The sequence below is a fragment of the Mycobacterium sp. 852014-50255_SCH5639931 genome, assembly GCF_001665605.1.
Taxonomy (GTDB): Bacteria; Actinomycetota; Actinomycetes; order Mycobacteriales; family Mycobacteriaceae; genus Mycobacterium; species Mycobacterium paraffinicum.
Genome location: NZ_LZSV01000017.1, coordinates 203,456 through 215,480 on the forward strand (window position 1 = coordinate 203,456; position 12,025 = coordinate 215,480).

A 12,025-nucleotide genomic window follows, 5' to 3' on the forward strand; every position below is an offset into this window, starting at 1 on the left:
AATTTCTCTAGCTCGGACGTCCGTCGCCTTTCCAGGGTTGCACCCACCCCTGGATCGCCCAGCCCTCCAGCCCGGCGATCAACTCGTACATGGTCGCGCCGTCGATGGTCTCGCGGATGATGTCGGCGTGCCCGGCGTGCCGGGCCAACTCGTTGATCACATGCAGGATCACCCAGCGCACCGACCAGGCCTCCTGGTCCTTGGGAAACCACGGGATGTCCTGCGGAACCGGCACCGCCGCGTCGAGGTCCGCGGTCTCCGCCAGGCGCAGCGACCTCGCGTTCTGTTCTTCGAATGCCCGCAGCAGGCCGGCCAGCGTCTCGTCGGGCCGCATCACGTGCTGATCCGCGAACTCCTGGGTGATCTGTTCGAACGGGCGAGTGTCTTTCGGCGGCGCGTCCGGGGCGGCCGCGACCCGCGCCATCCAGCTGCGCTGCATCCCGGTGGCGTGCTTGATCAGCCCGCCGATCGACAGCGCGCTGACCGACGGGGTCGACCGCGCCTGTTCGTCGGTCAGGCCGTAGGACACCGCGAAATACGCGCTTTGGTGGTAGGCCAGGTATTCGCGCAGGGCGCTGCGTTCGTCGGCTACGGGCCGGGCAAGAGCGGGCATTCTCAGGCCTTCCGGTCGGTGATCTGGCGATGAACGTAGAGGTCTCGAAGACAAGCGATCTCGGCGCCGTGGTGGATCGCTTCCCGGTTGATGTGCAGGACGAGCTCACTCAGCTGGTGCTCAGCGTAGGGCCCTTCCGCGGGACCGCAGCGGCGGCTTAGATCCGCTGCCGAGAGCGACCGCACTCCGTTGATCCACTTGGCGTAGCAGTCATCGAGCTGTCTTAATGCGGTGGCGGCGTCGGTGGCGTAGTTCCAACTCAGGTAGTCGGCGGGCGGCCCACCGAAATGGTTGTGGTTGCGCATGGCGAAAACTCCGACGATGACGTGTGCCATGCGCCAGGCGATCGTGGTGAACGGCGGCGGGGTGGGGGCCGGGTAGGTGTAGTCCACCGAACCGTCCGGCTGTACCGTCCAGCAGTTCGGCACCGGCCGCCAGAAATACTCGTGATCGGTCAGGCCTTCCAGCCGAGGGCGCAAATGTCCCCGCCAGTGCCAGTCGAGCTGGTCGGCCAGTTGGGTGGTGATGTCCGCCATGGCGCCTAGCTTTCCAGCACTGGGTGACACCCGTAAGGTTCGGGGATGCAGCTGGTTTCGGCCCACTCGACCGAGCTGTTCGTCGGGCCGCCGGACACACCGTTGCAGCTCGCCCGCGTCACCGTTTCCGCAGTGGCCGCCCCGACCCCGGTCCGGGTCGACGGGGACGGTTTGACCGGGGAGGCCGTGGCCGGGGTCGGCGACGAGGTGATCGAGGTCCCGGTCAGGGTGGAGCGTCCGGTCGTCGGGCAGCGGCGGGCGGCCCGTGCGCTGGCCGCCGGCGCCGCCGAGCCGTTCGAGTTCGTCGTGGCCGAGCCCGGCTGGACCATGTTCATGGTCAGCCACTTCCACTACGACCCGGTCTGGTGGAACACCCAGGGCGCCTACACCAGCGAGTGGACCGAGGACCCGCCGGGACGCGCCCGGCAGACAAACGGCTTCGCGCTGGTGCACGCGCACCTCGAAATGGCCCGCCGCGAGCCCGAGTACAAGTTCGTGCTGGCCGAGGTCGATTACCTCAAGCCCTATTGGGACACCTGCCCCGAGGACCGCGCCGACCTGCGTCGGTTCATCGCGCAGGGCCGGGTTGAGGTGATGGGCGGCACGTACAACGAACCCAACACCAACCTGACCAGCCCGGAAACAACCATCCGAAACCTGTTGCACGGCATGGGCTTTCAGCGGGATGTGCTGGGCGCCGACCCGGCCACGGCCTGGCAGCTGGACGTGTTCGGCCACGACCCGCAGTTCCCCGGGCTGGCCGCCGACGCCGGGCTGACGTCGAGCTCGTGGGCCCGCGGCCCGCACCACCAGTGGGGGCCGGCGCTGGGCGGCGGGGACGTCGAGCGGATGCAGTTCAGCAGCGAGTTCGAATGGATCTCGCCGTCGGGCCGCGGCCTGCTCACCCATTACATGCCCGCGCACTATTCGGCGGGCTGGTGGATGGACTCGGCGACGTCGGTGGCCGAGGCGGAGGACGCCACGCTCGAGCTGTTCGAACAGCTCAAGAGGGTCGCGCTGACGCGAAACGTGCTGCTGCCCGTCGGCACCGACTACACGCCGCCGAACAAGTGGGTCACCGCAATCCACCGCGACTGGGCCGCGCGCTACACCTGGCCGCGCTTCGTGTGCGCGCTGCCGCGGGAATTCTTCGCGGCCGTGCGCGCCGAACTGGCCGAGCGCGGCCTCGCGCCGTCGCCGCAGACCCGGGACATGAACCCGATCTACACCGGCAAGGACGTGTCCTTCATCGACACCAAGCAGGCCAACCGTGCCGCGGAGAACGCCGTCCTGGAGGCCGAGCGGTTCGCCGTGTTCGCCGGGCTGATGGGCGGCGCCGAGTACCCGCAGGCGGCGCTGGCCAAGGCGTGGGTGCAGCTCGCGTACGGGGCGCATCACGACGGCATCACCGGCTCGGAATCCGACCAGGTCTACCTCGACCTGCTGACCGGCTGGCGCGACGCGTGGGAGCTGGGCCGCGCGACTCGCGACGCGTCGCTGGCGCTGCTTTCCAGCGCGGTCGACGGTGACGTCGTGGTGTGGAACCCGCTGGCGCAGAAGCGGACCGACCTCGTCACCGCGCGGCTCGACCCGCCGCTCGCGGGCGGGGTCCGGGTGCTGGACGTCGACGGTGCCGAGTTGCCCGCACACGTCGAGCACGGTGGCCGGTCGGTCACCTGGCTGGCGCGGGAGGTGCCGTCGTTGGGGTGGCGGGCCTACCGGCTGGTTCCCCACGACGGCCCGGGCGGCTGGGAACCCGTGGCGGGCTCGGCGATCGCGAACGAGCACTACCGCTTGGAGGTCGACCCCTCGCGCGGCGGGGGAGTCGTGTCCCTGGTCGCGGACGGCCGTGAGCTGATCGCAGAGGGCCGGGTGGGCAACGAGCTCGCGGTCTACGAGGAGTACGCGGCGCACCCGACGCAGGCCGAGGGCCCCTGGCACCTGCTGCCGAAGGGGCCGGTGGTGTGCTCGTCGGAGTCACCGGCCCGGCCGCGGGCCTACCACGGCCCGCTGGGGCAGCGGATCGTCGTCACCGGGCGCATCGGCACCCTGCTGCGCTACACCCAGACCCTGACGCTGTGGCGCGGGATACCGCGAGTGGACTGCCGCACCACCATCGACGAATTCACCGGGGCCGACCGCCTGGTGCGGCTGCGCTGGCCGTGCCCGGTGCCGGGCGCCATGCCGGTCAGCGAGGTCGGTGACGCCGTCGTGGGGCGCGGCTTCGCGTTGCTGCATGACGGGACCGAATCGGTGGACACCGCGCGGCACCCGTGGACGCTGGACAACCCCGCCTACGGCTGGTTCGGCCTGTCCTCGGCGGCGCGGGTCCGGGTGGGCCCGCCGCACAGCCAAGCCGTGCGCGCGATCTCGGTGGCCGAGGTGGTGTCGCCGGACGAGGCGGTGTCCGGTCCGCTCGCCCGCGAGCTGATGGTTGCGCTGGTCCGCGCCGGGGTGACGGCGACCTGCAGCGGCGCGGACAAGCCGCGCTACGGCCACCTCGACGTCGATTCGAACCTGCCCGACGTGCGCATCGCGCTGGGCGGACCGGCCAGCAACGCGTTCACCAAGGCGGTGCTGGCGCAGGCGGAGCCGGTGTACGCGGAAGACCTCGACCGCCAGTTGGCGACGACGGGGCGCGCCAGGGTCTGGGTGCCGGCCGCGACGCCGTTGGCCGCGGTGTGGGTGCCGAGCGCGGACCTGCGCGCGCCGGACGCGCTGCCGGTGCTGGTGATCGCCGGCCGCGACGCGGAGAGCCTGGCCGCCGAGATCGCGTCGGTGGCCGACGACCTCGGCGACGCCGAAATCGTCGTAAGCCAAGGGGCGCCGGCGGGAACTGGCGAATTCGAGGACCGCACCGTCGCCCTGCTCAACCGGGGCGTGCCCAGCTTCGCCGTCGACGCCGAGGGCACCCTGCACACAGCGCTGATGCGGTCCTGCACCGGTTGGCCGTCGGGCATCTGGATCGACGAGCCGCGCCGCACCACCCCGGACGGCTCGAACTTCCAACTGCAGCACTGGACACACGCTTTCGACTACGCGCTGGTCTGCGGGGCGGGCGACTGGCGGCGCGCCGAGATCCCCAGCCGCAGCGCACAGTTCTCCCACCCGCTGCTGGCGTGCGCGTCCGGCAGGGCGGGGGGCGTGTCGCCCGCGGCGGGATCCCTGCTGGGCGTCGAGCCCGCGGGCCGGGTGCAGCTGGCGGCGCTCAAGGCGGCCGGCAACCCGCTGACGGCGGGTAGCGCCCGGCCGGTCGACCCGAGCGCGGTGGCCCTGCGATTGGTGGAGACGACGGGGTCGCCAGCCGGCGTGGTGATCGGCTCGGACATCGGCGAGGTCAGCGACTTCCGCGACGCCGACCTTCTCGAAAAGCCGCGCGCCGGCAGCCGCCCGCTCGACCTGCACGGCTATCAGGTGGCCACCGTGCTGGCCCGATTCCAAGCGCCCCCCGTGCCGACGGGGCCGCGCGCGGTGGCCCCGCAGGCCGAAGCCGCCCAGCCGTTGTACGCGCGCTACTGGCTGCACAACCGGGGCCCCGCCCCGCTCGGCGGGCTGCCGGCCGTCGCTCATCTGCATCCCGCGCGGGTGGCCGCCGAGCCCGGCGACGAGGTCATGCTGCGCCTCACGGCGGCCAGCGACTGCAGCGACGCCACCCTGACCGGGGCGGTCACGCTGGTGTTTCCGCAGGGCTGGTCGGCCAAGCCCGACGAGCTCCCCCTGACACTGCGCAGCGGCGAATACCTCGAGACCGACGTGGCGGTGTCGGTGCCCGCCCGCGCCGAGCCGGGGCTTTACCCGGTTCGCGCCCAGCTCCGCATCGGCGGGGAAGAGTTCCCGCCCGCTTGGCGACAGACGGTCGAGGATGTCTGCCTGGTCGAGGTCGGCGGGTGCCACGAGGCGCAGCCGGTCTACCTGGTCGACGGGCCGACCGACGTCGAGTTGACCGCCGGTGCCTCGGCGGTGCTGACCGTCAGGGTCGGCACCCACGCCGGTGCGGACCTCGCGCTCGAGGCGCACCTGATCAGCCCGTGGGGCACGTGGGAGTGGCTGGGCCCCGCCGCGGTGGGTGCCGTGCTGCCCGCGCACGGCACCGTTGACGTGCACTTCGACGTGAGCCCGCCGGCCGGGCTGGACCCCGGCCACTGGTGGGCCCTGGTCCGGTTCGGCTGCGCCGGCCGGCTGGTCTACACCCCGGCGGTAAGGGTGACGGTGACATGAGCGTGGTCGCGACGGTTGCCGGCGTTCCGGTCCTTGTCGACGAGGTCGACGTGGCCGAAGCGCGGTTGCGCGGCGGGCCGGCCGCGGCCGCGCTGCCGGCCGGCGGCACCGCGGAGGGGCGTCAACTGCGGCGCTGGCTGACCCAGCTGATCGTGACCGGGTGGGTTGTCGCCGCCGAGGCCGACGCGCGCGGCCTGAGCGCGGCGGGTGCGCCGACCGAGGCCGAGCTGCTGCCCAACGCGACGGCCCGGCTGGAGCTCGGCAGCGTCACCGCGGCCGCGCTGGCCGACCCGAGGGCGCGGGCGCTGTTCGCCCACATCACCGCCGCGGTGCGGGTCACCGACGAGGAGGTGGCCGCCTACCACGCCCGCAACCCGCTCCGGTTCGCCGAAGTGCGTCACGAGCAGCACGGCTGGCGGGGCCCGGCACCGGTCGGGCCGCCGCTGGACGACGTGCGGCCGGCGATCGCCGACCACCTGCGGGGTGCCGCGCAACGGCGCGCCTTCCGGGTCTGGCTGGACGCACGGCGGGCAGAGCTGGTGCGGCTCGCTCCCGGCTACGAGCATCCCGGCGACCCCCGCCAACCCGACAACGTCCACCGGCACTGATCGCGATGCTCACCCTCTGCCTGGACATCGGCGGCACCAAGATCGCCGCCGGCCTTGCCGATCCCGATGGCACGCTGGTGCACACCGTCATCCGGCCCACGCCGGGCGGCGGTGGGGCGGAGGAGGTCTGGGCCGCGGTCGACGCGGCCATCGCCGACGCGCTGCGCGCGGCCGACGGTGCGGTCGCCGCCGTGGGCATCGGTTCCGCCGGCCCCATCGACCTGCGCGGCGGAACCGTCAGCCCCATCAACATCAAGGGCTGGCAAGGGTTTCCGCTGCGCGACAGGGTGGCCGCCGCCGTGCCGGGTGTGCCCGTGCGGCTCGGCGGTGACGGCTTGTGCATGGCGCTGGGTGAGCACTGGCGCGGCGCGGGTCGCGGCGCCGATTTCCTGCTGGGCATGGTGGTGTCCACCGGTGTGGGTGGCGGATTGGTGCTCGGCGGCGTCCCCTACACCGGCCGCACCGGCAATGCCGGCCACGTCGGGCACGTGGTGGTGGAGGACGAGGGGCCGCCCTGCGTGTGCGGCGGGCGCGGCTGCGTCGAGACCATCGCGTCCGGACCGTCGATGGTGCGGTGGGCGCGGGCCAACGGTTGGTCCGCGCCGCCCGCCGCGGGCGCCCGGGACCTGGCCGCCGCGGCGGCGGCCGGTGAGCCCGTCGCCGACCGGGCGTTCCGCCGGGGAGCCACCGCGCTCGCGGCGATGATCGCCTCGGTCGGCGCGGTCTGCGACCTGGACCTCGTCGTCATCGGGGGAGGCGTCGCGAACTCCGGCCGTCTGCTCTTCGACCCCTTGCGGGCGAAGCTGACCGAGTACGCCAGGCTGGACTTCCTGGCCGGGCTGCGGGTGGTGCCCGCCGAACTCGGCGGCGAGGCCGGACTGGTCGGCGCCGCCCGGTTGGCGGCCCTCGACTGACCGCCCGGTCACCTGGACGCCGCCGTTTTGGCTGACGGGGGCGGGTCAGGCTATCCTGATGGCCGATCCACCGAAGACCGTCGGTCACCGAGAAATCGGTTGAAGGTCCGGGAGCATCCCGGCGGCCCACGCAGGAGGACGAGGCAACAACGCCGGCACCCGCCGGCGTCTTTCACGCCCCGGCCGCTTCCTGCGCCGGGGCGTTCGTCGTTCTAAAGGTGAATCACAGACGACACGTCGCATCGCTTTCACTTCAGGAGGTACGCATGGCCCGGGCTGACAAAGCCACCGCCGTTGCAGACATCGCCGAGCAGTTCAGGGAGGCGACCGCGACCCTGATCACCGAGTACCGCGGTTTGACCGTGGCCAACCTGGCCGACCTGCGCCGGTCGCTGAGCGGATCCGCCACCTACTCGGTGGCCAAGAACACGCTGATCAAGCGGGCGGCGTCGGAAGCCGGCGTCGAAGGTCTCGACGAACTGTTCGCCGGACCCACCGCCATCGCGTTCGTCACCGGGGAACCGGTCGACGCGGCCAAGGCCATCAAGACCTTCGCCAAGGACAACAAGGCGCTGGTCATCAAGGGCGGCTACATGGACGGCCGCGCGTTGACCGTCGCCGAGGTCGAGCGCATCGCCGACCTGGAGTCGCGCGAGGTGCTGCTGGCCAAGCTGGCCGGCGCGATGAAGGGCAACCTCGCCAAGGCCGCCGGCCTGTTCAACGCGCCCGCCTCGCAGGTTGCCCGCCTCGCGGCCGCGCTGCAGGAAAAGAAGGCCGCAGAAGCCCCCGCGGCGCCTGCAGCGGCCGCCCCAGAACCAGCTTCGGAAGCACCCACTGAGGCTCCGGAAACCCCGGCCGAAGCCGAATAACCCCAACCGCAAATCAGGAAGGACCCAAACACCATGGCGAAAATGTCTACCGACGACCTGCTCGATGCCTTCAAGGAAATGACCCTGTTGGAGCTCTCCGACTTCGTCAAGAAGTTCGAGGAGACCTTCGAGGTCACCGCGGCCGCTCCGGTCGCCGTCGCCGCGGCCGGCCCGGCCGCCGGTGGCGCCCCCGCCGAGGCCGCCGAGGAGCAGTCCGAGTTCGACGTCATCCTCGAGGCCGCCGGCGACAAGAAGATCGGCGTCATCAAGGTGGTCCGCGAGATCGTCTCCGGCCTGGGCCTCAAGGAGGCCAAGGACCTGGTCGACGGCGCGCCCAAGCCGCTGCTGGAGAAGGTCGCCAAGGAGGCCGCCGAGGAGGCCAAGACCAAGCTCGAGGCCGCCGGCGCCACCGTCACCGTCAAGTAGCTCCACTCGCAAAACCCCCGGGACCGCCCTGCGGCGCTCCCGGGGGTTTTCGTGTGCTCAGCCTGCCGACCGCAGGGACTGCGCCACCCGTTCTGGTGAATCGCCCAGCGCCACAAACAGTTTCAACGTCATTGATTTCATCACCGGCGCGACAGCGGCGCCGTCGTCGCCGTAGAAGCCGGCCAATTCGAGCATGACGAACCCGTGAAGCAACGCCCAGAACTGGGCGGCTGTGGAAACGACGGTCGCGTCGTCGGCTGCGGAACCAACGGTGATTCGCCCCGCCCGCGCGGACCGCTGCACCGCGCGAACCACATGCGCGAAGCTGGGGATATGCCGCTCGATCTCGGCGACCGTGAGGGCCAAGACGTTGCCCGCCGGGGCATGAATGCCATGAGCGCTGGTACTGCCGAACATCAGGCGATACATGTGCGGTCGCTCGATCGCATAGCGCCGGTACGCGGCACCGAGGGCGAACACATCGGCGACCGGGTCAGCGGTCTCCGGCACCATCAGCGCGGCGTCGAACTGCCGATAACCCTCCGCGGCCACCTCGGCGATCAGGCCCCGCATCCCGCCGAAATGCGTGTACACCGCCATCGTCGACGTTCCGGCCGCGCCGGCGACCTTGCGGGTCTGCAGCGCGTCGGGCCCATGCTCGTTGAGCAGGTCGACGGCCGCGGACAGCATCTCGTCACGGACACTGCGTTGCCCGGCCGGCGTGGTGCCCGAAGTCGCTTCTGAAGTCATCGTTGCCATCTTCCCATCCGCGGCGTACCGTGCCTATAACAACGTCATATCAATGTTATAGGAGCTCAGCGATGACGTCCGCGCAAATCGCCGAAACCCGGAATCCCTATCTGGAGGGCGTGCTGGCGCCGGTGCGCGCCGAAGTGACCGCCACCGACCTGCCCGTCACCGGTCGCATCCCCGAGCACCTCGACGGACGCTATCTGCGCAACGGGCCCAACCCGGCCGAGGAGGTCGACCCCGCCACCTATCACTGGTTCAGCGGCGACGGGATGGTGCACGGCGTCGCGCTGCGCGACGGCAAAGCCCAGTGGTACCGCAACCGCTGGGTACGCAGCCTGTCGGTGTGCGCCGCCCTGGGCGAGCCGACGCCGGGCCGGCTCGACCCGCGGGCGGGGATGCTCTCGCTGGGCGCCAACACCAACGTCCTGGCCCACGCCGGGCGCACCCTGGCGCTGGTCGAGGGTGGTGTGGCCAACTACGAGCTGACCGACGAGCTGGACACCATCGGGACTTGCGACTTCGACGGCACCCTGGCCGGCGGCTACACCGCCCACCCGCACCGCGACCCGCGCACCGGCGAATTGCACGCCGTCTCTTACTCGTTCGCCCGCGGGCGGACCGTGCAGTACTCGGTGATCGACACCCAGGGGCGCGCGCGCCGCAGGGTGGACATCGATGTGTCGGGGTCGCCGATGATGCACGACTTCTCGCTGACCGACAAGTACGTCGTCATCTACGACCTGCCGGTGACGTTCGACCCGATGCAGGTGCTGCCGGTGACCATGCCCCGCTGGCTCGGCCTGCCGGCCCGGCTGGTGATGCAGTCGCTGATCGGGCGCGTGCGGGTGCCGACCCCGCTCAACGCGATGATGAACCGAAACCCGAAGCACTCCGACCGGATGCCGTACGCCTGGGACGCCGACTACCCGGCGCGCATCGGGGTCATGCCGCGCGAGGGCGGAAACTCCGACATCCGCTGGTTCGACATCGAACCCTGCTACGTCTACCACCCACTCAACGCCTACTCCGAGATGCGGGACGGGACCGAGGTTTTGGTGCTCGACGTGGTGCGGTACGCGCGGATGTTCGACCGCGACCGGCGCGGGCCCGGCGAAGCCCCGCCGACCCTCGAGCGCTGGACCATCAACCTCGCGACCGGCGCGGTCAGCACCGAATGCCGTGACGACCGGCCGCAGGAATTCCCGCGGATCAACGAGACGCTGCTGGGCCGGGAACACCGCTTCGGCTACACCGTCGGCGCGTCCTTCCAGGGCGCCGCGCCCGCGCTGTACAAGCACGACTACGCCACCGGGGGCAGCGTTGTTGCGCAGCTCGATGCGGACCTTTTGCTCGGCGAGATGTCCTTTGTGCCCAACCCCGGCGCCTCCCCAAAAGAACGAGCAGAGGACGACGGCATTCTGCTGGGCTACGGCTATCACCGCGGCCGCGACGAAGGCCAGTTGGTGTTGCTGGACGCCGCGACGCTCGAGCCGGTGGCCACCGTGCACCTGCCGCAGCGGGTGCCGATGGGCTTCCACGGCAACTGGGCGCCCACTGGCTAACGTGAGTTGAATAGGACGCCCTTCGCCGAGCGCTGCAGGATCTCAGGTCAGCCAATTTTTGCCGGCTGTGCCGCGCAACCCTGATGCCGTGCAGCAAGCGTGCGCTACAGTGACTCATGCCACATAAAAGGGCAGGTGGCGGGCATATGCGTCGACGGAAGGATCTCCCATGGGTGTCGCTATTGAGGTGAACGGCCTCACCAAGTCCTTCGGGTCGTCGAGGATTTGGGAAGACGTGACGCTGGAGATCCCTGCCGGGGAGGTCAGCGTCCTGCTGGGCCCGTCGGGTACCGGCAAATCGGTGTTCCTGAAGTCCCTGATCGGTCTGCTGCGACCGGAGCGCGGCTCGGTCGTCATCGACGGCACCGACATCCTGCAGTGCTCGGCCAAGGAGCTCTACGAGATCCGCACGCTGTTCGGCGTGATGTTCCAGGACGGCGCGCTGTTCGGTTCGATGAACCTGTTCGACAACGCGGCCTTCCCGCTGCGCGAGCACACCAAGAAGAAGGAAGGCGAGATCCGTGACATCGTCATGGAGAAGCTGACCATGGTGGGTCTGGGTGGCGACGAGAAGAAGTTCCCCGGCGAGATCTCCGGCGGTATGCGCAAGCGCGCCAGCCTCGCCCGCGCCCTGGTGATGGACCCGCAGATCATCCTTTGCGACGAGCCCGACTCGGGTCTGGACCCGGTTCGTACGGCCTACCTGAGCCAGCTGATCCTCGACATCAACGCCCAAATCGACGCCACCGTCCTGATCGTCACGCACAACATCAACATCGCCCGCACCGTGCCGGACAACATGGGCATGCTGTTCCGGCGCAAGCTCGTCATGTTCGGCCCGCGCGAGGTGCTGCTGACCAGTGACGAGCCGGTGGTGCGGCAGTTCCTCAACGGCCGCCGCATCGGGCCGATCGGCATGTCCGAGGAAAAGGACGAGTCGACGATGGCCGAGGAGCAGGCCGCCCTCGAGGCCGGTCAGCACGCCGGCGGTGTCGAGGAGATCGAGGGAGTGCCGCCGCAGATCGTCGCGTCGCCGGGAATGCCGGAGCGCAAGGCCGTCGGCCGGCGCCAGGCGCGGGTGCGCGAGATTCTGCACACCCTGCCGCAGAAGGCACAGGCCGCGATCATCGACGACATGGAGGGCACCCACAAGTACCGCGCGCACGAAGTCGGCGACTAGACGCCCGGTCCGAGCTTCGCGATAACATCGCGTAACTCGGCGGCCCGCCCTCTTGACGACGGGCCGTAAACCGGCCAGTCTGTTGGGCAGCATGTATCCAGTGGAAAGTCGAGATGCCAGCCAGCGCCGATGTCCCTGGATCGCTTGTGCTGGACAGTTGAGGAATGCGCCGCCCTGCGCTATTGTTGGACGTTGCGCTGGCTACCTCCTGCCCACCTCACCCGCCACTTGACAATGTGGTCTAAGCCTGAGCCCCCTCTAGCGGCTTAGTTCTTTAGTTGTGCGCGTGAGATTGGGACAGATTGTTCGCCGGCCAAACCGACACAATTCGCGGCGAACGCAACCG

General features: G+C 70.3%; 10 protein-coding genes. 7 read left to right on the forward strand and 3 right to left on the reverse strand.

Features of this window, described 5'->3' with window-relative positions; all coding sequences use genetic code 11:
- Positions 1-7: 7 nt before the first annotated feature.
- A complete protein-coding gene (locus tag A5758_RS10685; protein WP_067739722.1) occupies positions 8-613 on the reverse strand; it encodes a DinB family protein in 606 nt (201 codons plus the stop codon).
- 2 nt (positions 614-615) lie between these two features.
- The gene (locus A5758_RS10690) at positions 616-1,149 is read right to left on the reverse strand and encodes a DinB family protein (RefSeq protein WP_067739724.1); all 534 of its coding nucleotides are present in this window, start codon (positions 1,147-1,149) and stop codon (positions 616-618) included.
- Between the two features lie 45 nt (positions 1,150-1,194).
- On the opposite strand from A5758_RS10690, the gene A5758_RS10695 reads away from it, so the two are divergent.
- From A5758_RS10695 to rplL, 5 genes are all read left to right on the forward strand, one after another.
- Positions 1,195-5,367: an NEW3 domain-containing protein gene (locus tag A5758_RS10695; RefSeq protein ID WP_067739726.1), complete on the forward strand. Its 4,173-nt coding sequence runs from the start codon at positions 1,195-1,197 to the stop codon at positions 5,365-5,367.
- Positions 5,364-5,975 (forward strand): malonyl CoA-ACP transacylase, encoded by a 612-nt coding sequence (locus A5758_RS10700; protein WP_067739729.1) that lies wholly within the window; start codon positions 5,364-5,366, stop codon positions 5,973-5,975. The genes A5758_RS10695 and A5758_RS10700 overlap by 4 nt, the downstream gene beginning before the upstream one ends.
- Before the next feature lie 5 nt (positions 5,976-5,980).
- Complete coding sequence (locus tag A5758_RS10705) at positions 5,981-6,889, forward strand: ROK family protein (RefSeq protein ID WP_067211757.1); 909 nt, start codon at positions 5,981-5,983, stop codon at positions 6,887-6,889.
- A gap of 266 nt (positions 6,890-7,155) precedes the next feature.
- Positions 7,156-7,758, forward strand: coding sequence for a 50S ribosomal protein L10 (gene rplJ / locus A5758_RS10710; RefSeq protein ID WP_067211760.1), 603 nt, complete (start codon positions 7,156-7,158; stop codon positions 7,756-7,758).
- A gap of 33 nt (positions 7,759-7,791) precedes the next feature.
- Complete coding sequence (gene rplL / locus A5758_RS10715) at positions 7,792-8,184, forward strand: 50S ribosomal protein L7/L12 (protein WP_066951972.1); 393 nt, start codon at positions 7,792-7,794, stop codon at positions 8,182-8,184.
- Between the two features lie 57 nt (positions 8,185-8,241).
- Here the strand turns inward: rplL and A5758_RS10720 are convergent, their stop codons facing one another.
- The gene (locus A5758_RS10720) at positions 8,242-8,943 is read right to left on the reverse strand and encodes a TetR/AcrR family transcriptional regulator (protein ID WP_369816418.1); all 702 of its coding nucleotides are present in this window, start codon (positions 8,941-8,943) and stop codon (positions 8,242-8,244) included.
- A 62-nt stretch (positions 8,944-9,005) separates the two neighbouring features.
- On the opposite strand from A5758_RS10720, the gene A5758_RS10725 reads away from it, so the two are divergent.
- Together A5758_RS10725 and A5758_RS10730 are read left to right on the forward strand one after the other, a co-directional pair.
- The gene (locus tag A5758_RS10725; protein WP_067739730.1) at positions 9,006-10,499 is read left to right on the forward strand and encodes a carotenoid oxygenase family protein; all 1,494 of its coding nucleotides are present in this window, start codon (positions 9,006-9,008) and stop codon (positions 10,497-10,499) included.
- 169 nt (positions 10,500-10,668) lie between these two features.
- Positions 10,669-11,679, forward strand: a complete 1,011-nt coding sequence (locus A5758_RS10730; protein WP_046186730.1) for an ABC transporter ATP-binding protein — start codon at positions 10,669-10,671, stop codon at positions 11,677-11,679.
- Positions 11,680-12,025: the final 346 nt, after the last annotated feature.

What these genes read in the sequence shown, in the direction of transcription:
- A5758_RS10685 (WP_067739722.1), bottom strand. Translation starts at nt 613, where the DNA reads ATGCCCGCTCTTGCCCGGCCCGTAGCCGACGAACGCAGCGCCCTGCGC.
- A5758_RS10690 (WP_067739724.1), bottom strand. Translation starts at nt 1,149, where the DNA reads ATGGCGGACATCACCACCCAACTGGCCGACCAGCTCGACTGGCACTGG.
- A5758_RS10695 (WP_067739726.1), top strand. Translation starts at nt 1,195, where the DNA reads ATGCAGCTGGTTTCGGCCCACTCGACCGAGCTGTTCGTCGGGCCGCCG.
- A5758_RS10700 (WP_067739729.1), top strand. Translation starts at nt 5,364, where the DNA reads ATGAGCGTGGTCGCGACGGTTGCCGGCGTTCCGGTCCTTGTCGACGAG.
- A5758_RS10705 (WP_067211757.1), top strand. Translation starts at nt 5,981, where the DNA reads ATGCTCACCCTCTGCCTGGACATCGGCGGCACCAAGATCGCCGCCGGC.
- rplJ (WP_067211760.1), top strand. Translation starts at nt 7,156, where the DNA reads ATGGCCCGGGCTGACAAAGCCACCGCCGTTGCAGACATCGCCGAGCAG.
- rplL (WP_066951972.1), top strand. Translation starts at nt 7,792, where the DNA reads ATGGCGAAAATGTCTACCGACGACCTGCTCGATGCCTTCAAGGAAATG.
- A5758_RS10720 (WP_369816418.1), bottom strand. Translation starts at nt 8,943, where the DNA reads ATGGCAACGATGACTTCAGAAGCGACTTCGGGCACCACGCCGGCCGGG.
- A5758_RS10725 (WP_067739730.1), top strand. Translation starts at nt 9,006, where the DNA reads ATGACGTCCGCGCAAATCGCCGAAACCCGGAATCCCTATCTGGAGGGC.
- A5758_RS10730 (WP_046186730.1), top strand. Translation starts at nt 10,669, where the DNA reads ATGGGTGTCGCTATTGAGGTGAACGGCCTCACCAAGTCCTTCGGGTCG.